We start from the raw sequence: 20467 nt of genomic DNA on the forward strand, positions 1-20467 counted from the left end.
GTGCAGGAGGTCGAGCGGGGGGATGCGGGGGCCGGCCAGCGAGACCCAGACGGGGCCGTCGGGTCCGCCGCGCCAGATGTTGTCGGGCATGCCGGGGAGGTTCTCGGCGTGGGGTTCGGCGCGTCCGGCCCGCGGCCCGTCGAGCCAGTAGCGGGTGAGCCGGCGGGCCCCGGTCTCGGCGACGACCAGGAGGGATTCGTCGGCGCTCACGGCCAGGCCGTTGGCGAACCGGAGCCCCTCCAGGAGCACCTCGGGGTGTTGTCGCCGGGTGCCAGGCGCAGCAGGCGGCCGGTGCGGGTGTCCTCGACGATGTCGCCGATCCAGTGGTCGAGGGGGTGACGGCGGCTGGAGACGGTGAAGTACACGCTGCCGTCGGACAGTGCGACCACGTTGCTGGCGAACCGCAGCCGCTCCCCCGCCACCTCGTCGGCGATGACCCGCACGGCGCCGTCGGCGAGGTCGACGCCCAGCAGTCCGCGTTCCGCGTCGCACACCAACAGGGCGCCGTCCGGGAGGAGTTCGAGACCGAGTGGCCGGCCGCCGGTGTCGGCGAGCACCTCGACCCGGGCGGCGAGGGGTTCGGTCAGTCCGTCGACGCGCAGGATGCGTCCGTCCGCCACGCCGGTGAGCACCCGGCCGCGGGCGTCGGCGACGACGTCCTCGGGGCCGTGGCCGCCGAGCGCGACGTAGTGGCGGGGCGTCAGTGCGGTGGGACGGTCCATCGGGTGCCTGCCCTTCCGGCGTGGATCGCTACCAGCCCTTCTCGAACATGCGCGCCACCTCGGCGATGCGCATCTCGTCGCGACGGTAGTACGTGCGCCACCGGATCCTCCTGGTGCGCAGCAGTCCGATGTCCACGAGGAGGCCCAGGTGGGTCTCCGCGACCGAACGCGGGACGCCGAGTTTGCCCGCGACCGCGTCGGCGGTGACTCCGTCCTGGGCGGGATCGCCGTGCCGCTGCGCCGGGAAGTGCGCGGCCGGGTCCTTCAGCCACTCCAGGATGTCCAGGCGCCTGTGGTCGGCCGGAGTCCTCAGCATCTCGTCCCCTCCGCCCCTCCTTCTGCGTCTGTCCACTGTCCCGCAGTCGAAGCCGCCCTGTCCCCGAGTCGCCGAGCTTGTCCGAGATCGTGCTCCTCGGTGGCGGAGCGCCGTTCGGCGACACGGCGGCCGACAGGGCAAACGGGCGCGGCCCAGGGGGAGTTGGGGCCCCCTCCGCCCGCGGCTCGTGGTCTCGCGGGCGGAGGGGAGTCGGTTCAGCCGTCGAGCCGTACGACCCGGACGGCGCCCGCGGGGACCGCGAGGCGGCCCGCGGCACGTTCACCGGTCAGCAGTTCGGTGCCCGCCGCGTCCAGGGGCACCTTGGCCTCCGACGCGGTGTGGTTGACCACGAAGACGTAGGAACCGGACCCTCCGTCCCGCCGGACCACCTCGACGTCGTGGGGCAGGTCGGCGCGCGCAGGGAGCTGCGCGTCCTCGGCGGCCCAGCCGAGCAGCGCGTCGAGGCCCTGGGCGGCCAGGCGCGTGGAGACGTACCAGGCGGTGCCCGCACCGTGCCGGTGCCGGGTGACGGCCGGACGGCCGGCGGCCGGACCGTCCGCGTACGTCCACACGGTGTCGGCCCCGCGCGGCACCACGAACTCGGTCCAGACGTCGCCGGTGAGCTCGGAGCCGTCGGGCCCGGTGATACGGACCGACCGGTCCGGCAGCAGCGGCGAGAACTCCTCGACCGTCAGGCCGAGGACGTCCCTGAGCGCGCCCGGGTAGGCGCCCGGGTGGACGGCGTCGTGCTCGTCGACGATGCCGGAGAAGTACGACACGACGAGGGTGCCGCCGTTCTCGACGTACTCCCTGAGGTTGGTCCCGGCGGCCTCCGTCATGAGGTACAGGGCGGGGACGACGACAAGGGGATAAGCCGACAAGTCGGCTTCCGGGTGCGCGAAGTCGACCGTGAGGTGGCGGTCGTAGAGGGCCTCGTAGAAGGCGTCGGCGCGCTCGCGGGCGTCGTGGTCCGCGCTGGGGCGCCAGTCGAGGTTCTGCGCCCACCAGGAGTGCCAGTCCCACAGGACGGCCACGTCCGCCCGGGTGCGGGTGCCGCGGATCTGGCTCAACGAGTCGAGGCAGGCGCCCAGTTCGACGACCTCGCGCCACACGCGCGTGTCGGTGCCGCCGTGCGGGACCATCGCCGAGTGGAACTTCTCGGCACCGCGCCGGGACTGGCGCCACTGGAAGAACATGGCGCCCTCGGAACCGCGGGCCACGTGCGCGAGGGAGTTGCGGGCCATCTGGCCGGGGGCCTTGGCGGGGTTGCGGGGCTGCCAGTTGACGCCGGAGGTGGAGTGCTCCAGGAGGATCCAGGGGGCGCCGCCCGCGACCGAGCGGGTGAGGTCGGCGGCCATCGCGAGGTTGACGTGGGTGCGGCGGCCGTCGGTGATCAGGTAGTGGTCGTTGGTGACGATGTCGACCTCGCGGCCCCAGGCCCAGTAGTCGACGGAGTCGCACTGGCTGAGCGCGGTCATGAAGTTGGTGGTGACCGGGACGCCCGGGGAGAGCCGGTGCAGGACGTCCCTTTCGGCCACGAAGTTCTCGCGCATGGTGGCGTCGGCGAACCGCTTGTAGTCCAGCGCCTGGCCGGGGTTGCCGACGGTGGCCGCGGTGCGCGGCGGGTCGATCTGCGCGAGGCTCGTGTAGTGCTGGCCCCAGAAGGCGGTCCCCCAGGCCTCGTTGACGCCGTCGACCCCGCCGTACGTCGCCTCGAGCCAGCGGCGGAAGTGGGCGGCGCAGGAGTCGCAGTAGCAGGCGGACACGGGGACGCCGTACTCGTTGTGCACGTGCCACATCGCGAGGGCCGGGTGGTCGGCGTAGCGCTCGGCGAGCCGGGTGGTGATGTTCGCGGCGGCCGCGCGGTAGGCGCTGTTGCTGTGGCAGATGGCGCCCCGGGAGCCGAACGCGAGCCGGGTGCCGTCGGCCGTCATGGGCAGGGCGTCGGGGTGGGCGCGGTAGAACCAGGCGGGCGGGACGACCGTGGGCGTGCCGAGGTCGACGCGGACGCCGTTCTCGTGGAGCAGGTCGAGGACCCGGTCCAGCCAGCCGAAGTCGTACACGCCCGGCTCCGGCTCCAGGAGCGCCCAGGAGAAGATCCCGACGCTGACCATGGTGACGCCGGCCTCGCGCATCAGCCGGACGTCCTCGTCCCAGACGCTCTCGGGCCACTGCTCCGGGTTGTAGTCCCCGCCGAAGGCGAGCCTGGTGAGGCCCCTGGGGGTGGTCTCCGGCATGGTCTCTCCCGTTTCGAGTGGTATGGGAACGTGCACACACGGTTCCAGAAGTGTGCGGCCCAAGATAACCGCACAGGGGCAGCCCTTGCCAAGGGCCCGACGCGAGACTTCTCTGTGCACGATCCCAGCCGGTTCGCATCCCCCTGGTGCCGTGCCGCCGCAGGGGCGCCCCTCACCGCCCCCCAGGGCCTTAGAGTCTTGACCATGAACAATGCGGGGGGCCGGCGCAGACCGCCGACGATCCACGACGTGGCCCGCGAGGCCGGGGTCTCGCGGGGCACCGTCTCGCGTGTGCTCAACGGCGGACACTACGTCAGCCCGCCCGCCCTGGAGGCGGTCAACGCCGCCATCCGCAAGACCGGGTACGTCGTCAACCGGCACGCGCGCTCACTGATCACCGGCCGCTCCGACTCGGTCGGCTTCCTGCTCACGGAGCCCCAGGAGCGGTTCTTCGAGGACCCCAACTTCAACGTGCTGCTGCGCGGCTGCACCCAGGCACTGGCGGCCCACGACATCCCGCTGCTGCTGATGCTGGCGGGGACCGAGGACGAGCGGCGCCGCATCAAGCGGTTCATCACCGCGGGCCACCTCGACGGCGTCCTGCTGGTGACCAGCCACTCCGCCGACCCGGTGGCCGAGGAACTGCACAAGGCGGGCGTGCCCGTGGTCCAGTGCGGCAAGCCCATGCGGCCCGGCTCGAAGGTGAGTTACGTGGCCGCGGACGACCGCGACGGCGCCCGTGACATGGTGCGCCACCTGCTGTCGCTGCGCCGGCGCCGGATCGGCATCGTGACCGGCCCGCCGGACTCGCCCGGCGGGGTCGACCGTCTCGCCGGCTACAAGGAGGTCCTCACGGAGTCCGGCATCGAGATCGACGAGCGGCTCGTCGTCTCCGGCGACTACAGCCGGGCCGCCGGGGAGGCCGGCACCGAACGGCTGCTCGCCCAGGCGCCCGACCTGGACGCCGTGTTCGTCGCCTCCGACCTCATGGCCCTCGGCGCCCTGACCGCCCTGCGCCGGGCAGGCCGCCGGATCCCCGAGGACGTGGCGGTGGGCGGCTTCGACGACTCCATCGCGGCCACGGAGGCCACCCCGCCGCTCACCACCATCCGCCAGCCCTACGACCGCATCAGCGCCGAGATGGTCCGGCTGCTCCTGGCCCAACTGGGCGGCGAGGACCCGGCGGCGGTGATTCTGCCGACGGAACTGGTACGGCGGGAGTCGACCTGAGCGGAGGTCCGGGACGGGCCGGTCGCCGTAGGCGTCACAGTGCGCGGTGGTCTGGCCGGCGGCAGGCGGCGCAAGGCTTTCTGCGCGGTGGGCTTGCCTGCTGAGGGAGGCCGGTGGAGCGGGCTCGCCCTCAGCCGCGTACACGTCGGGCCGTACGAGCGACCGCGTCGGAAGGCATCCCGCCACACCACCGCACCGATCAGGATCGGAGAAGCGTCCCTCCCCTCCCCCGGCCTAGCGTGAAACCACCGACAACGAACGTCGGGACATCACACGGAGGAGCACACCATGACTGCCGGCCTGAAGACGATCATCTACCCCGTCAAGGACCTGGCCGCGGCGAAGGCCCTGTTCAGCGCGCTGCTGGGCGTGGAGCCGTATGCCGACGAGCCCTACTACGTCGGCTTCAAGGACGCGGGGCAGGACGTCGGCCTGGACCCGAACGGGCACGCCAGGGGCATGACCGGCCCGGTTCCCTACTGGCACGTCGACGACATCCGCGCCACGCTCGCGGCGCTGGTGGCGGCCGGGGCGGAGACGCTCCAGGACGTCCAGGACGTCGGCGGCGGCAAGCTGATCGCCTTCGTCAAGGACGCCGACGGCAACCTGGTGGGGATCACCCAGGACCCGCAGGTCTGACCTTTCTTGCACGCGCACTAGTTGCACAGACAACAACTGGCCGGAACGGTGTTACCGTGCATGTATGGCGGCGAACACGGTCGGAACCGGCCTCGAGGAGCAGTGGCGGGACATCCTGTCGGTGCACGCGCGCACGATGTGCGAGATCGACCGCGTGCTGCACCCGCACGGCCTGGGCGCGAGCGATTTCGAGGTGCTCGACATCCTCGCCACCGAGTCGCCCCGGGAGGGTGACCAGTGCCGGGTGCAGAACCTCGTCGGACGGGTGCATCTGAGCCAGAGCGCACTCTCGCGCCTGATCGGCCGTCTGGAGAAGGAGGGCCTGGTGGAGCGGTCCGTGTGCGCGGAGGACCGGCGGGGCGTGTGGGTGTCCCTCACCCGCAAGGGCCGTGACCTGCACTCCGAGGTACGGCCCCTCCAGCGCGAGGTGTTGGCGAAGATGCTCGACCGCTAGCCCGGCCTGCCGCGCGCATGCGAGAAGGAGAGAGCACGTCGGAGATCGTCGAGCACGAGATCACGGCGCCCTGGGAAGGGGTCCTGCTGGAGCCGGCCGCGGGCGGCACCGCCGGTGTAGTGGTCCTGGCGGGGTCGAGCGGTCGGGTGGAGCGGCGGCGGGCCCGGCTTCTCGCCGAGCAGGGCCTGGTCGCCCTCGCCGTCCGGTGGTTCGGCGGACCGGGCGGGCCGCCCGGCATCTGTGAGGTCCCCCTGGAGACCTTCGTCGCGGCGGTGGACCTGCTGCGGTCGCGCGGAGTCGAGCGCACTGGCGTCCTGGGTGTGTCCAAGGGCGCCGAGGCCGCACTGCTCACGGCGGTGCGCGAACCGCTCGTGGACGTCGTGGTCGCCGTGTCGCCGACCGCGCTGGTCTGGTGCAACGTGGGGCCCGGCCGGGACGGCCGCCGGCATCCGTACCGTTCCTCGTGGACCTGGCGGGGACGGCCGCTGCCCTTCGTGCCCCTGGACGACTCCTGGCGGCCGCCCGAGGAGGACGGCGGCCCGGTGTCCGTCCGCGACTGGTACGACCTCAGCGAGCGCACCTTCGCCGACCGCCTGGAGGCCGCGGTGATCCCGGTGGAGCGGGCGCGCGCCGACGTCCTGCTCGTGGCCGGGGGCGACGACGCCATGTGGTCCTCCCTGCGGTACGCCGAGCATCTGGCCGCCCGCCGCCGCGCAGTCGGCGCCCCGGTCCGACTGGTCACCCACGCCGATGCGGGCCACCGGCCGCGGTTCCCCGGCGAGGGCCCCGCCGAGTCCTCGCGGGCGTTCCGCTACGGGGGCACGCCGCACGCCGACGCCCTGCTCGGGGAGCTGGCCTGGGCCCCTGTCCTCGACGCGCTCCGCCCTCCTGGCCCCGTTCGCTGAACCGGTCCGTCCGCCCGAGGCCGATGGAACCGGGCGACCGGGTTCCGGTCGGCGCGCGTTGCGGCGGCGGACCGGACACACGGTCCGCCACCGCGACATCCTCCTTCCCCCCGGAAGAGCGCTGTGAAATCCGTGTCGGCCCTGGCCGGGCATGACCGGCCGTCCGCGGGTCATGCTGAACAGCAGACGCCGAGCGGGGAGGGGGGCTGACGCGCCTTGGCCGGGGAAGAGGAGCGGGTCGCCGAGTTCCACAGCTACGCGACGACTTCGCTGGAGGAGGCGCACGACGCGATCGCGGCCCACTACTACGACCTGCGTCTCGAAGTCACCGGCCGGCCCGCGGAGTTCGCGACCACCCTCGGCGTCGTCGACCTGGGCGCGCTCGTCGTGGGCGACGTCCGCTTCGGCACCGAGATGCGGATGAGTTTCGGTGAGCCGGGTGTGTACCACGTCGCCGTGCCCTTCGGCGGCCGCTTCAGTGTCCAGGAGGGGCACGGGGGCGTGGAGTTCGCGACCGAGCGGCGGGCGGTGGTCTTCGATCCGGCCCAGGACATCCACATCGACACCTGGTCCGCCGACTGCCAGGCACTCACCGTGAAGATCGACAAGGCGGCGGTGCTCCGGCAACTGGAGGTGCTGCTGGGTCGGTCGGTGCGGCGCCCGCCGCGCTTCGAGCCGTACATGGACGTCTCGCGGGGGCCGGGTCTGAGCTGGATGCGCCTCGCGCTGTGGAACCTGCGGGAGCGGGACGTGCCGCTCGGGCTGCTGAGCCATCCGATGATCCGTGGCCGTCTCGAACAGACCCTCCTGGAGGGGATGCTGCTGGCCACCGACCACACCTTCCGCGCCGCGCTGGACGCCCCTCCCCCTCCCATGCGCCCGGCGTCCGTGAAGCGGGTCATGGACGCCGTGCAGGAACTGCCCGCCGAACCGTACGACGCGAACCGGCTCGCGGCCATCGCACAGGTCAGTCTGCGCACCCTGCAGGAAGCTTTCCGCAAGTACGTCGGCATGTCGCCCATGACGTACGTCCAGGAGGTGCGGCTCCAGCGCGTCCACCGGCAGCTGCGGGCGGAGACACCCGGGACGACAACCGTGACGGACGTGGCCCACGCGTGGGGGTTCGTCCACCTGGGCCGGTTCGCGCGGCGGTACCGGCAGCGGTTCGGGGAGTCCCCGTCGCAGACACTGCGCGCCGTGTGAGCCGTCGCGACCGCCGATCCGCCGCGTTTTGCGGACACGCGCCACGCATTCCGGAGCGACGGCCCGCCGGATCGGTCCTATGGTCGGGTCACGGCGATCGTACGGCGCGTCGGGGATGAGCAGGGTCGGCGCCGCTCATCCTCGTTCCCGCCTGCGAGAACCCATGGTGCGGCAGCGGGAGCAGGTCGCACCCCTTCGCGGGCCCGGCCGCTCCCCCTCCGTCGCACGTGGTGGCCGGGCCCCACCGTGTGAGCCCGGCGTCCGGCTCAGCCCTGCGGCCGCGCGAGCAGCGTGCGCACGCCCTCGGACGTGAGCGTCAGCGGGTGCGTGGAGCTGGCGTCGATGGAGAGCGAGAGGTCGCCGTCCGGCCACTGCGCGGCGAGCGCGCCCAGCGGCACCAGGCGGTAGCGGGAGACGAACGGAAGCAGCTCGGCCATCTCCGTCTCGGAGGTGAACACCGGCACCACGGGAGCGCCGTCCTGCTGCTCCAGCACGGGCAGCGCCACGGTCGTGTCCTCGTCCGCGGCGTCGTCGGGCACCGGAATGAGCACGTCACTGGTCGCGAGCGTGTCCAGCGCCGTCGCGTCCTCGGTGTTCTGCGTCAGCGCGTCCAGCGCCCGCTGAGCCGCTGTGGCGTTGTGGTCGTTTGCGGGTGTGTCCATGGCAGATCCCCTGGTAGCGGCGGTCGTGCGTCGCGTCCGCGGGCATGATCGCCCGGGGCACGGTCCTGCTCGCGTACCCGAGGGTGCCGAGAGCATGCGTTCGGGCGTCAGGGAATCAGCGCGATGTGCTCCGAGGGCAGGCCGAGGGCGTCGCACCCGACCCGGCGCACGAGAGGCTCGTACATGCCGGGTCCCACATGGGTCCAGTACGTGGCCGCGTCCCGGAAGTAGCGCTGCATCCGTTCGCCGTCGCGCGCGTGGCGGGAGCCGGCCGTGCGGAACAGGATGCCCTGGAGTACGTCCCAGGCCATGCGGCCGGCGTTGAGGAAGGTCAGGGCGAGCCGGTTGTCCTCGGCCGTGGTGAACGGCGCCTCACCGCTCACGTTGCGGCGGCAGGCGTCCATCCAGTCCTCGGCGGTCTGCCTCAGACAGGCCTCGGCCGTCCGGATCACGCCGAGCGCCTCGCCGAGGTGGCGCTGGTAGTCGTGCAGGTCGGCGCGGGAGCGGCCGGGTTCCAGGAGCAGGGGCCTGCCGGTGACGATCCGGGCGTACTCGTCGGCGGCGGCGTACGCGGTGCCGATCATGACGGCGGCCAGCTCGCCCTGGAAGAAGCTGGGCGCCCGGCCCGCGTACATCGGGTTGCCGTGCAGTTCGGAACCGACGCTGCCGCCCTCCACCGGCAGGTCCAGCAGGCTCGTCTCGTGCGTGAAGTAGTCCGGGACGCGGGCCTGTTCCATGCGGATGCTGTTGGACCCGGTGCCGCGCAGACCGAGGGAGCCGCGCCAGTCGTCGAGGACCGTCCACACCGAACGGGGGGCGACGAACAGGACGGGCGGACCGGGCGGAGAGCCCGGCTTGTCGGGGGCCCGCAGGGTCTGGCCGACGTAGTGGGTGGAGTAGGGGGCGCCCGAGGAGTACGGCCAGGTGCCGTCGAGGACGACGTGGCCGGGGCCGTCGGGCCGTGCGACGCCTACCGGGGCGACCGTGGAGGCGGCCCTGAAGTCGCCTTCCGGGCCGAGGAGTTCGTCCTGGGCCCGCTCCCCGAAGACCGTGCAGACCTGGAGGACGTGGGCGGCGGTCAGGGACAGGGCCCAGCCGGTGGAGGGGCAGCCGCGGGCGATCTCGACGACGACACGGTAGAAGACGGGCAGGCCGAACTCGTGGCCGCCGTAGCGGCGCGGCTGGAGGAGCCGGTAGAAGCCGGCGTCCATGAAGTCGTCGTGGGTGGCCTCGGGGTAGTGCGTGAGCCGCTCGGTCTCCGCCTGGCGCGCGAGCAGCGCGGGCCTCAGGGCCACGGCCCGTTCGACGATCTCCCGCTCAGTGGGGCCGGGTTCGGGCACGGCTGTCACGATGTCTCCTGACGTGGGGGGCTGTCCTGCCGTGATGCGCTACCGGCGATTCAACACGGCCGAGCGCCACCCGGTACCGACCGGATATCGCCAAGTGCCGTCAGGTACCGATCAGTTGGTCCACGGTGACGACCCGGATCAGCGGCCCGTACAGCTCCATCGCGGCCAGCGCCCTGGTGTGCGAGTCGTCGTCGGCCCCGGCGCAGGCGTCGGACACCACCAGGGTCTCGACGCCCGCGTCGGCGGCGGCGAGGGCTGTGGACAGCACGCAGCAGTCGGTGCTGACACCGGCCAGGACCAGCCGGCCCTCGGGGCCGACCCGGGCGGCGAGTTCGGGGGTCCACTTGCCGAAGGTGGTCGCGTCCATGATGTGCGGCGCCCGGTCGGCGAAGCCATCGGTGAGGTGCCACAGCGGGGCGGTCGGCGGCCGGAGGGCGAAGGGCCACTGCGCGTAGTAGGCCCGCCAGGCTCCGGTGGGCTCGGCGGGGGCGAGGAAGCGGGTGAACGTGACCCGTTCGGCGAAGGCCGGCAGCAGTCGTCGTACGCCTGCCGCCGCCTCGGCGTAGCGCGGGGCGGCCCAGGGGCTGTCGGGCTCGGCGAAGACGCGCTGCATGTCGATGACGGCGAGCCACCCTGACGTCATACGGCGCCCTCCTGTGCGCGGACCCGGGCGCGGCCGAGGGCCAGGGTGCCGAGGAAGCCGAGCGCGAGCGCGGCCAGCACGCCCAGGTTGGCGTACGCCCAGGCGCCGGACGTGCCGCCGAGGCCGAACGGGCCGAGGAGGTAGCCCTGCCAGTCCAGCCAGCTCGCGGCCGAGTTGGTGACCAGGCCCCAGCCGAGGGCGGTGGCGAGGACCGTGAGGATCAGCGGGACGGGCGGTACGTCTCCGTAGCGGCCGCCCGGGCGGTAGAGGTCGGTCTCGTCGTAGTCGCGGCGGCGCAGGAGCAGGTCGGCGAGCATGATGCCGCACCAGGCGGCGATGGGGACGCCGAGGGTGGTGAGGAAGCCCATGAACTGGCCGAGGAAGTCGTCGGCGAAGAACACGATGTAGACGGCGCCCGCGATCATCAGGACGCCGTCGACGAGCGCCGCCAGCGGGCGTGGGATCCGGATGCCCGCCGACAGCAGGGCGAGGCCCGAGGAGTAGATGTCCAGGACCGCGCCGCCGACCAGGCCGAGGACGGCGACGACGGCGAAGGGCACCAGGAACCAGGTGGGCAGGAGGGTGGTGAGGGCGCCGATCGGGTCGGCGGCGACGGCCTCGTTGAGCTTGCTGGACGAGCCGGCCAGCAGCAGTCCGAAGACCAGCAGGAGCAGCGGGGCGACGGAGGCGCCGAAGGTGGTCCAGCCGACCACGCCCCGGCTCGACGAACTGCGGGGCAGATAGCGGGAGTAGTCGGCGGCGGCGTTGACCCAGCCGAGGCCGAAACCGGTCATCATGAAGACGAGGGCGCCGATGAACTCCTGGGCGGAGCCCGACGGGAGGGCGCTGACGGTGTTCCAGTGGATGTGGTCGGCGACCAGCCCGACGTACACGACGGTCAGGACGCCCGTCACCACGGTGATCACGGTCTGCAACCGCATGATCAGGTCGAAGCCCATGACTCCGCCGACGACGGTGAGCCCCGCGACCACGACCAGGGCGATCACCTGGGTCTCCGTCCCGCCGCCCCAGCCGAGCCGTCCGAAGACGGTCGCCGTGGCCAGGGTGGCGAGGGCGCACAGCACGGTCTCCCAGCCCACGGTGAGCATCCAGGAGACGACCGAGGGCAGGCGGTTGCCGCGCACCCCGTAGGCGGCGCGGCTGAGCACCATGGTCGGCGCGGAGCCCCGCTTTCCGGCGACCGCGACGAACCCGCACAGCAGGAACGAGAAGACGATCCCGATCACTCCGGCGACCAGGGCCTGCCAGAAGGAGATACCGAAGCCGAGCGCGAAGGAGCCGTAACTCAGGCCGAGGATGGACACGTTGGCGCCGAACCACGGCCAGAACAAGGTCCGCGGGGTGCCCTTGCGTTCGGCGTCACCGATCACGTCCAGCCCGTGCGTCTCCACCTGGAGCTGCCGGGCGGTGGATCTGGTGGCGGTGGATCCGTCGTCGAGGGATCCTTCGGGGGACCCAGAGGAGTGCGTCATCGTCTACCTGCCTGTTCAGACGTGTTGGGGCGACGGTAGGCAGGGGGTGCGGCGGCGTCAATCGGGCGAGGGAGGCGTCGCTTGGGCCGGACGGCGGCTGACGACACCCTCCCCCGGCCGAGAAGGAGTGCGGGAGCGCCTGACGTCGGACGGGGTGTGGCGTCCGCGTCTCGCGGCACGGCTGGAGCGTGACGAGCCACGCACCTCACCGACACCGTCACCACGGCGGGGTGCGAGGAGTGGCCCGGTCGTACGAGGTCAGCGGTGTGTGCCGCCTGACTGGGCGCCGGGGGCGAGGGCGGGTTCGGTGACGGGGACGTCGCCGAGGGCCCGGTCGACGGCCGCGAGGAGGTCGTCCGACAGCTCGACACCGGACGCGGTGGCGTTGGCGTGGACCTGTTCCGGCCGTGAGGCACCGGTGATCGCGGAGGCGACCTCGCCGCGGCGCAGCACCCAGGCGAGCGCGAGGGTGGGCATGCTCATCCCGGCCTCCTCGGCGATCGGGACGAGACGCTGGACCGCTTCCAGGATGGCGTCGCTGTAGACCAGGTCCTGGGAGACCGCCATCTCGGCGGACGCGAACCGGCTCCCCTCCGGCACGGGCTGCCCGGGCTTGTACTTGCCGGTGAGCACGCCCTGCGCCAGCGGCGACCACACGATCTGCGAGATGCCGTTGGCCGCGCACAGCCCGAACACCTCGGCCTCCGGGGCCTGCCACAGCATGGAGTACTGCGGCTGGGAGGAGACGAACAGCTCGGGGCCGGCGAGGTCGACAGCCGCCTTGATCTGCTCCGGGGTCCACTCGCTGAAGCCGATGTAGCGGGCCTTGCCCTGCTGGACGACCTTCTGGAACGCCTCGACGATGTCCTCGACCGGCACCGTGGTGTCGAAGCGGTGCGCCTGGTAGAGGTCGACGTGATCGGTCCTCAGCCGGGTGAGGGAGGCGTCGATCTGCTGGGCGATGTGGGCCGGGGACAGGCCCCGGTCGGCCGGGTCGTCCGACATCGGGAAGTAGACCTTGGTGGCCAGGACGTACGAGTCCCGCGGGTGGGCGGACAGGATCTCGCCCCAGGCCGTCTCGGCGGCGCCCCGGCCGTAGGCGTTGGCGGTGTCGAAGAAGTTGATGCCGGCGTCGAACGCGGCCTCGGTGCAGGCGCGGGTGGCGTCCGCCTCGACACCGCCGGAGTAGGTGAGCCAGGACCCGAGCGAGATCTCCGAGACGTTCAGGTCCGAGCTGCCGAGTGTGCGGTACCGCATGGTTGTCGCTCCTTGTTTCGGGCCGGCCACCGGCTTCGGGGCGGGTGGCGCAACTGCTGTCCACGCTGCTGTCCACGCGACGAACGACCATGCCACGCTCACCGCCGGCCGGCCCCTGTCAGTCGGTGTCGGTGTCGAGCTGGTGATCGGCCCAGACGTAGCTCTCGGGCAGCAGGTCGGTGATGCGCACCGTCCGGGTGCGGCCGCCCGTGCCGACGATGACCTCGATGTCGGGGAAGTAGTCCAGCAGGACCTGCCGGCAGCGACCGCACGGCGGGACGACCCCGCGGTCGCGGTCGCCGACGGCGACGATCGTGTCCAGCTCGTAGGCGCCCACGGTGGCCGCCGCACCGATGAGGACCAGCTCGGCGCACGGGCCTCCCGTGAAGTGGTAGGCGTTCACGGCGGTGACGATGCGGCCGTCCCGGGCACGGGCCGCGGCCGCCATGGTGTGGTTGTCGCCGCGGCACCTCGTACGGGCGACATCCGCCGCGGCCTGGACGAGTTCGTGGTCGACGGGGTGGGTCTGCGGGGTCAACTTCTCTGCCTTCGTCGTCGGTCAGGCGAGGTTGACCCGCGTGCCGGGCACATGCAAGCGAATATCTGGACCGGTCGGTTCCGGGTGGTCACGCACGGGTCCGAAAGCTGTTCGACACCGGACGGGACGCCGTGGGTTCCGGCCGGACGGCCCAAGACATCCTCCCGGGCGCCCACGGCCGGCGACCTGGCCGCCACCGGTCAGTCCAACCCCGAGATCACCAAACGTCTGTTCGTCACCCGCGTGACCGTCAAGACCCACAACGACCGTCCCATGGCCAAGCTCGGCGCGCGCGACCGCGCGCGACTCGGCGTGATCGCCCACGAGACCGGGCTGGTCTGCGCCGGAGAGCGCCGGACTGACAGCACCCGTGCCCCAGGTCGTTCGGTGCCGCCTGACGGCGGTAACTGTCGAGGCGGCGGCTCATTCCCCTCTATCGTGGAAAATCACATCATGATGGCTCGTGTCGAGGCAGGCTGCACATGAGGGAACCGCAGATCGACTACGCGGCGGTCTTCCACGCCCTGCCCGGCATGGTGGCACTGCTGACGCCCGAGCTGGTGTACGTCGACGTCAACGACGACTTCGTACGCCTCACCGGTCGCCCCCGCGAGCAGCTCCTGGGCCGCTACATCTTCGACGTCTTCCCCGAGAACCCCCACGACTCGGCCGCCGCCGGGATGCGGGAGACGCGGGAGTCGATGCTGCGGGCGGTGGCCACCGGCGAGCGCGACACCATGGCGGTTCTGCGCTACGACATCGAGGACCCCCAGCGTCCCGGCCACTGGCGGGAACACTTCTGGAGCCCGGACAACGCGCCCGTGCTCGGCACCGACGGGAAGGTGACCCTTCTCGTGCACCGGGTGGAGGAGGTCACCGAGCTCATCCGCGCCCGCGGCGGACCGGGCGGCGACAGCCGGGCGCGGGTGCTGGAGGCCGAGCTGTACACCCGGGCCCGGGAGCTCCAGGAGGTGAACGAACGCCTGCGCAGGGCGCACGCCCGCGAACGCGAGGTCGCCCTGGCCCTCCAGGAGGCCCTGCTGCCCGCCCCCAGACCTCTGGACCACCACCAGGCGGCCGTCCGCTACCGGCCCGCCGTCGGCGCGCTCAACGTGTGCGGCGACTGGTACGACCTCGTCGACCTGCCGGACGACCGCCTCGCCGTCGCCGTCGGTGACGTCGTGGGCCACGGTCTGGCAGCCGCCTGTGTGATGGGCCAGCTCCGCAGCGCGCTGAGCGCCGCCGCCCGTGTCGCGGACGGCCCGGCCCGGGCTCTGGAGGCCCTCGGGCTGTACGCCCGGTCCGTGGACGGCGCCGAGTCGACCACCGCGGCGACGGCCTTCATCGACTGGGACGCCCGCACGCTCACCTACAGCAGCGCGGGCCATCTCCCGCCCGCCCTGCTGCATCCCGACGGCACGGTGTCCTTCCTGGACCGGGCCACCGACCCGCCGCTCGGCGCCAGTCCCGAGCACGCCATCCGGCCGGAGGCCACCTCGGCCTTCGACGAGGGCGCCACGCTGGTCCTCTACACCGACGGTCTGATCGAGCGCCGCACCGAGGACATCGACACCGGCCTGGCCCGTCTCACCGACGCGCTCGGCCGCCACCGCCACGCCGCCCCCGAGGATCTGGCCGACGCCCTCCTGACCGAACTGCTGCCCGCGACCGGCAACGCCGACGACACCGCTCTCGTCGTCATCCGCCTCTGAGCGGAGCCGTGGCGTCGGCTCGCTGGGGGCTTGTCAGTCCTCCGCGGGCATGACCCGGGTCACCTTGCCCTTGGGGGTCGCGTCCAGATAGCCGGACTGGCTGTACTCGTTGCTCAGGTAGACGGCCATGCCGAGGGGCGTGTCGAAGGTGTCGTTGGGCTGCCTGACCAGCACGTAACGGGTCTCCGGGTCGTCGACGTTGAGCTTCTTCCGGGCCTCCGCGAGCAGCGCGGGCACCTTGTCCCAGTCGAAGTCGTCGAGGCGGAAGGGCCGGTCGCCGCCGGACAGGGTGCCCTTGATGATGCCCTTCTCCACGCCCCGTCCCACGCGGTACGTGTAGCTGTCGTACTTGCTGTCGCTGCCGTCGACCATCACCTCGGCCGACACGAAGTCGTCGTACACGGTGAAGTCGCCGAACCTGTCCCGGCCGGTCTCCTTCTCCAGGGCCCGGACGGCGGTGCGGATGCCGTCCGGAGTGAGCAGGCTCGTGGTCGTCGCGTCCTTCGACTGCCTCCCCGCCGGGGCGGTGACCCGGGAACCGGTCGCGTCCGCGGTCGAGCTGACGGAGGACGAGGCGCCGGCGCCCGCCGCGCCGCGCGAACCGCCCGAGTCGTCCGAGTCGCCCCCGATGGGCAGCAGCCACCACAGCAGGGCCAGGGCGCCCGCGAGCGAGGTCCCGGTGACGCCCAGCACGACACCCCGTCCAGACCGGTTCCCGCCGCCCGCCCGCACGGGCGCGGTCACGGACCGGCCCGGGCCGCCGAGCACGGGCGGCGGCCCGAATCCGGCGGGTGTGCCGATGACGGGCGTGGTGGACGGGGCGTAGACCCCCGGGTAGGAAGGCGGCTGTGCCTGCGGGTGGGCGGTGGGCCGCTGCCAGGCTGCCGACGGGCCGCCCTGCCCCGACTCGATCTCGGCCAGCCGTCGGTCCAGCACGGCGGCCGACGGGCGCGCCGCGGGATCCCGTACGAGCGCGCTCATGAGGACGTCGCCCAGGGCGCCGGCCCGCACCGGCGGCGGCACGTCGTCGTTGAGGACGGCGGCGAGGGTGGCGAGGGTGCTGCCGCGGCGCAGCGGGTGGTGGCCCTCCACGGCGGTGTACAGCATCATCGCGAGCGACCACAGGTCCGAGGCGGAGCCGCCCTCGTGGCCCGAGATCCGTTCCGGTGCCATGAAGTCCGGTGTGCCGATGATGGAGCCGGTGACGGTGAGGCTGGTCGTCTCGCGGATCGCGGCGATGCCGAAGTCGGTGAGGACGGGGCGCCCGTCGGGCCGCAGCAGGACGTTGGCGGGCTTGACGTCCCGGTGCTGGATGCCGGCGTCGTGCGCGGCGGCCAGCGCGGCCAGTACCCCCCGGCCGATCCGCGCCGCCTCGGCCGGTGGCATCGGCCCCTGGGTGAGCCGGTCGGCGAGGGAGCCGCCGCTGACCAGCTCCATGACGATCCACGGGTAGGTGCCGTCGCCGCCGTCGACGATGTGGTGGATGGTGACGACGTTCGGGTGGTCGATGCGGGCCAGGGCCCGCGCCTCGCGCAGCACCCGCTCGCGCAGCGTCCGCGCGCTGTCGGGGTCGTACTCGGCGAGGTCCCGGTCGGGCGGGCGGACCTCCTTGACGGCGACCATCCGGTGCAGCGCCAGGTCCCTGGCCCGCCAGACCGTGCCCATCCCCCCGCCGCCGAGGCGGGCCTCCAACTCGAAGCGTCCGTCGACGACTCGTCTGCCGGGACCCTCGTCTGACTCACTCATGGGCGGGAGCTTACGGCGACGCGGCCACAGCCTCCCAGCCGAGGTCGGCACCGGGCCGCCGGCGTCGCACCCGCCCCGGGGTACGGGAGTTCAGTGGGCCGGGTTGCCCTCGGCCGTACGCTGCGCGGCCGCCGGCTCTCCGGGCGCGGACCGGACGATGTGCTGGGCGGGCTCGGCCGGGGCGGCGGCGCTCCGCGCGGTGCCGTCCTCCTTCATGGCCTTGGCCTCGCTCTTGAGGATGCGCATCGACTTGCCGAGCCCGCGGGCGGCCTCGGGCAGCTTCTTCGACCCGAACAGCACGATGATCACGATCGCCACGATCAGCAGGTGCCAGGGCTCCAGTCCGTTGCGCAGCATGCCGCCCGTCCCTTCTCCGCACTCATTGTTGCCAGCTTGCGCAACTGTACAACCAAAGGGCCGGTCTCTGCCTCGCTCTGCCTCACTTGTCGGAGTCCTTCTTGTCGGTCGCCTCCGCGTACGCCTGCGCCGGTGTCATCGCGACCCCGTTGAGCGAGACGGTCTTGTAGGGGCTGACCTTGGCGCAGGTCTTGGCCTCGTCGGCGGTCTGGGCGTGCGCGTTGGAGACCGCGGCCTTGGTGTCGGCGGGCGCCGGGGACGCCTTGCCGCCCGGGAACGTGGTGCCGCTCGTCCAGTCGGCGCCGATCACCAGGGTCAGGCCGGTGCCGGTGCCCGCCTCCAGGTGCGAGGTGGGCAGTCCGAGCGCCTTGGCGGCCGTCCGGGCCTCGCTCTTCTGGCCGGTGCCGTAGGTGAGCGTCGTGGTCGCCGCCGGGCTCGGCGCGTTGGCCGTGGTGGTGCCGGCGCTGAAGCCCTGGCCGGTGAGCGCGTTCGCCACGTCGGAGGCACGGCCGGTGATCGCGGTGCCGTTCTCGACGGTCACGGCGATCCGGGAGGCGGGGACCGCCGGGGCCGTGGCCGCCGCGGAGGCCGCCGCTGACTTCTTGCCGGACCCGGTGGTCAGCGACTGGTCGTCGGCGATGCTGGAGAAGAGCGCCTTGGCGCCCGCGCCCACCACCACCCGGTTGGCGTCGTTCGGGTCGGCGGCGGTCTGCATGGTGGTGAAGGTCATCCGTTTGGTGGGGACCTTGTTCACGTCGGCCGCGAGCCCGATCAGCTTCTTCACGCTGCCGAGACCGTCGTCCACGGTGAGCGCCTTGGTGGCGGCGTTCGCGAGGTCGTAGACCGCGGTCGGGTCGGTGAGCGTGCCCGCGCTCTTGAACTTGCGGATCATCGCGCTGAGGAAGATGTGCTGGGAGACCGTGCGCCCGAGGTCGCTGCCGTCCCCGAAGCCGTGCCGGGAACGGACGAACTCCAGGGCCGCCTCGCCCTTGAGGGTGTGGTCGCCCCTGGACAGCTTCAGGTGCGAGTAGGTGTCGTAGACGTCGTTGTTCACGCACACGGAGACACCGCCGACCGCGTCGGACATCTTGACCACGCCGGAGAAGTCGAGCTTGACGAAGTGGTCGATGGGGATGCCGGTGAGCTGGTGGATGGTGGCGACCTGGCAGGCGGGGCCGTACCGCAGCGCGCTGTTGATCTGGCCGTAGTAGCCGGGCGTGGACTGGCCGCTCTCGCTGTCCTTGCAGGCCGGGACGTCGACCATGGTGTCACGCGGGATGCTCATGACGGTGGCGTTGGAGCGGTCCGCGGAGATGTGGACCACCATCTGCACGTCGGCGTTGCCGTTTCCGCTCTGCACGCCGGTCTGGGAGCAGCCGCCGCCCAGTTTGCAGTCCGCCTTGCTGGTCCGGCCGTCAGAGCCCATGACCAGGATGTTGATCGGGGTGCGGCCGAAGGCGTCGGCCTTCTCCGAACCGCCCTTGCCGTCCAGCGAGACGCTGTTGATGTTGCCGTTGAGGTGCTGGTAGAACCACCAGCCGGCCCCGGCCGTGCCCAGGACGAGAAGCGCCAGGCATATCCCGACGATCCTCAGGACCCGCCTGCCGCGCCGCACCGGGCGGACCCGGCGACGCGACCGCCTGCCGCCCGGCCGCCCGGCCGGAGCGGCTGCGCGTGGCCTGACCGCCCGGGCTGTCCCACCGGTCGCTCATCTACCACTCCCACGAAACGGTCGGGCCCCTCAGGCCGGGCCATGAGGGAGGCGGCCGGGCGTGCGCGGCGGTGTACGGGCAGGCCAAGGGGGAACTCGGCCTAGGTTGCGTAGTTGCGCAATCTAACAAAGCCTTGGCCCGGCCAGCACGGACCGCGTCGCATTTCACGGGTGAGAGATCTCATGGAGGAACGCGGCAACCTCCTGGAGACCTCCGCCCTCGCCCACGACCCGTCCCGCCTTCGCCCGGTTCGCGTGCGGCTTGTCGAGGTACGACCGGGCCGGTGGTCGGCACCGGCGTGGGGGTGGTGTCCCCTCTCGGGCGCCTTCGCACCCTGGGGCGGACTAAGACCCGCGTGAGGCGTTGCCGTGCGCGGCCGGGACGGTACGGGCGGTCAGTTGGCCGACCATGACGCGGACGACGGTGACGATGTCGGGGTCGTCGACGTAGTAGATCTGCCGGCGGCCGTCGCGGCGGGACCGCACCAGCCCGGCGAGCTTCAGCTTCGCGAGGTGCTGGCTGACCGCGGGCAGCGCGCCGCCGACCCGGTCGGCGAGGTGCGTGACGTCGCTGTCACCCTGCGACAGCGCCCACATGATGTGCAGCCGGGCGGAGGAGGCGAGCAGTCCGAACGCGGCGGCCGCCTCGGCGAGCACGTCGTCGGACGGGTCCTCGAAGCCACCGGCGAGTGTCGCCACGATCCCCTCCCGCCCCGGTCACCGTCACCGCACATGTGCTGTCTCAGTGTAAGGGGCCGGGTGGGACCGGCAGTTCGACCCCACTTCATCGTTTGCGCAATGTAATAAGCATGTGAAAGAACATCGACGACTTGTCATCGACTGCCGGTGGAACTCGTTTCCCGTGGACCCCGCTCCATAGGCTTGCGCAATCAGGCAATCGAAGTGTCGGGCCCGGGCGGACCTCGCCGGACCCGGCCCGACTGGAGGACTACACGTGGGCATCATCGGCTGGATCATTCTCGGTCTGCTCGCCGGGGCCATCGCCAAGATCCTGCTGCCCGGCCGCGATCCGGGCGGCCTGATCGGCACCACGCTCATCGGGGTCGCGGGGGCGTTCGTCGGCGGCTGGCTCTCCGCCCGCTTCCTCGACCGTCCGGTGGAGAAGCACTTCTTCGACCTCTACACATGGGGCGCGGCGATCGGCGGCTCCCTGGTCCTGCTCATCGGCTATCGCCTGCTCTTCGGCAACTCACGGGACTGACCGGCGAGTTGTCCCGCAAGGCCCCGCACGGGCAGGCATGGTGGCCGAAGGGATAGCCACCAGCAGAACTA

The 20467-nt window shown here is 72.2% G+C and carries 19 protein-coding genes and 2 pseudogenes; 8 read left to right on the forward strand and 13 right to left on the reverse strand.

Features of this window, described 5'->3' with window-relative positions; all coding sequences use genetic code 11:
- From AOJ26_RS06960 to AOJ26_RS06970, 3 genes and pseudogenes are all read right to left on the reverse strand, one after another.
- A pseudogene (locus AOJ26_RS06960) lies at positions 1–722 on the reverse strand (SMP-30/gluconolactonase/LRE family protein); the annotation flags it as partial.
- Positions 723–750: 28 nt separating this feature from the next.
- A complete protein-coding gene (locus AOJ26_RS06965; RefSeq protein ID WP_053847302.1) occupies positions 751–1038 on the reverse strand; it encodes an ArsR/SmtB family transcription factor in 288 nt (95 codons plus the stop codon).
- A gap of 215 nt (positions 1039–1253) precedes the next feature.
- Positions 1254–3275, reverse strand: coding sequence for a beta-galactosidase (locus AOJ26_RS06970; RefSeq protein WP_053847303.1), 2022 nt, complete (start codon positions 3273–3275; stop codon positions 1254–1256).
- Between the two features lie 198 nt (positions 3276–3473).
- Here AOJ26_RS06970 and AOJ26_RS06975 point away from each other — a divergent pair, with 198 nt between their 5' ends.
- From AOJ26_RS06975 to AOJ26_RS06995, 5 genes are all read left to right on the forward strand, one after another.
- Complete coding sequence (locus AOJ26_RS06975; RefSeq protein WP_053847304.1) at positions 3474–4505, forward strand: LacI family DNA-binding transcriptional regulator; 1032 nt, start codon at positions 3474–3476, stop codon at positions 4503–4505.
- Between the two features lie 288 nt (positions 4506–4793).
- Complete coding sequence (locus AOJ26_RS06980; protein WP_053847305.1) at positions 4794–5144, forward strand: VOC family protein; 351 nt, start codon at positions 4794–4796, stop codon at positions 5142–5144.
- Between the two features lie 64 nt (positions 5145–5208).
- Positions 5209–5598 (forward strand): MarR family winged helix-turn-helix transcriptional regulator, encoded by a 390-nt coding sequence (locus tag AOJ26_RS06985; RefSeq protein ID WP_053847306.1) that lies wholly within the window; start codon positions 5209–5211, stop codon positions 5596–5598.
- A 17-nt stretch (positions 5599–5615) separates the two neighbouring features.
- Positions 5616–6503 carry an acyl-CoA thioester hydrolase/BAAT C-terminal domain-containing protein gene (locus tag AOJ26_RS06990; RefSeq protein WP_053847307.1) on the forward strand — a complete coding sequence of 296 codons (888 nt, stop codon included), beginning with the start codon at positions 5616–5618 and terminating at the stop codon, positions 6501–6503.
- Positions 6504–6719: 216 nt separating this feature from the next.
- Complete coding sequence (locus AOJ26_RS06995) at positions 6720–7706, forward strand: AraC family transcriptional regulator (RefSeq protein ID WP_053847308.1); 987 nt, start codon at positions 6720–6722, stop codon at positions 7704–7706.
- A 266-nt stretch (positions 7707–7972) separates the two neighbouring features.
- On the opposite strand, the gene AOJ26_RS07000 is transcribed toward AOJ26_RS06995, so the two are convergent.
- The 6 genes from AOJ26_RS07000 to AOJ26_RS07025 all read right to left on the reverse strand — a co-directional run bounded on the left by AOJ26_RS07000 (position 7973) and on the right by AOJ26_RS07025 (position 13648).
- Complete coding sequence (locus tag AOJ26_RS07000) at positions 7973–8368, reverse strand: SseB family protein (protein ID WP_053847309.1); 396 nt, start codon at positions 8366–8368, stop codon at positions 7973–7975.
- A gap of 107 nt (positions 8369–8475) precedes the next feature.
- The gene (locus AOJ26_RS07005; protein ID WP_053847310.1) at positions 8476–9717 is read right to left on the reverse strand and encodes an acyl-CoA dehydrogenase family protein; all 1242 of its coding nucleotides are present in this window, start codon (positions 9715–9717) and stop codon (positions 8476–8478) included.
- A 100-nt stretch (positions 9718–9817) separates the two neighbouring features.
- Positions 9818–10360 carry a cysteine hydrolase family protein gene (locus AOJ26_RS07010; protein ID WP_053847311.1) on the reverse strand — a complete coding sequence of 181 codons (543 nt, stop codon included), beginning with the start codon at positions 10358–10360 and terminating at the stop codon, positions 9818–9820.
- Complete coding sequence (locus tag AOJ26_RS07015) at positions 10357–11853, reverse strand: purine-cytosine permease family protein (RefSeq protein WP_053847312.1); 1497 nt, start codon at positions 11851–11853, stop codon at positions 10357–10359. The genes AOJ26_RS07010 and AOJ26_RS07015 overlap by 4 nt, the downstream gene beginning before the upstream one ends.
- A gap of 258 nt (positions 11854–12111) precedes the next feature.
- Positions 12112–13110 (reverse strand): aldo/keto reductase family protein, encoded by a 999-nt coding sequence (locus AOJ26_RS07020; protein WP_053847313.1) that lies wholly within the window; start codon positions 13108–13110, stop codon positions 12112–12114.
- A gap of 118 nt (positions 13111–13228) precedes the next feature.
- Positions 13229–13648, reverse strand: coding sequence for a cytidine deaminase family protein (locus tag AOJ26_RS07025; RefSeq protein WP_053847314.1), 420 nt, complete (start codon positions 13646–13648; stop codon positions 13229–13231).
- A 186-nt stretch (positions 13649–13834) separates the two neighbouring features.
- Between AOJ26_RS07025 and AOJ26_RS44205 the strand changes: the two are divergent.
- Positions 13835–13996: pseudogene (locus tag AOJ26_RS44205) on the forward strand (response regulator transcription factor); the annotation flags it as partial.
- 134 nt (positions 13997–14130) lie between these two features.
- Positions 14131–15360, forward strand: a complete 1230-nt coding sequence (locus tag AOJ26_RS07030) for a PP2C family protein-serine/threonine phosphatase (protein WP_053847315.1) — start codon at positions 14131–14133, stop codon at positions 15358–15360.
- Between the two features lie 33 nt (positions 15361–15393).
- On the opposite strand, the gene AOJ26_RS07035 is transcribed toward AOJ26_RS07030, so the two are convergent.
- From AOJ26_RS07035 to AOJ26_RS07050, 4 genes are all read right to left on the reverse strand, one after another.
- Entirely contained in the window at positions 15394–17106 is a 1713-nt protein-coding gene (locus tag AOJ26_RS07035) for a serine/threonine-protein kinase (RefSeq protein WP_053847316.1), read from the reverse strand.
- A 90-nt stretch (positions 17107–17196) separates the two neighbouring features.
- Positions 17197–17463, reverse strand: coding sequence for a Sec-independent protein translocase subunit TatA (tatA, locus tag AOJ26_RS07040; RefSeq protein ID WP_053847317.1), 267 nt, complete (start codon positions 17461–17463; stop codon positions 17197–17199).
- A gap of 82 nt (positions 17464–17545) precedes the next feature.
- Entirely contained in the window at positions 17546–19078 is a 1533-nt protein-coding gene (locus tag AOJ26_RS07045) for an LCP family protein (RefSeq protein WP_053847318.1), read from the reverse strand.
- A 441-nt stretch (positions 19079–19519) separates the two neighbouring features.
- Complete coding sequence (locus tag AOJ26_RS07050) at positions 19520–19873, reverse strand: ArsR/SmtB family transcription factor (protein WP_053847319.1); 354 nt, start codon at positions 19871–19873, stop codon at positions 19520–19522.
- 256 nt (positions 19874–20129) lie between these two features.
- Between AOJ26_RS07050 and AOJ26_RS07055 the strand changes: the two genes are divergently transcribed.
- Positions 20130–20396 carry a GlsB/YeaQ/YmgE family stress response membrane protein gene (locus AOJ26_RS07055; RefSeq protein ID WP_053847320.1) on the forward strand — a complete coding sequence of 89 codons (267 nt, stop codon included), beginning with the start codon at positions 20130–20132 and terminating at the stop codon, positions 20394–20396.
- Positions 20397–20467 lie beyond the last annotated feature (71 nt).

It is taken from the genome of Streptomyces sp. NRRL B-24085 (genome assembly GCF_001282115.1).
Taxonomy (GTDB): domain Bacteria; phylum Actinomycetota; class Actinomycetes; order Streptomycetales; family Streptomycetaceae; genus Streptomyces.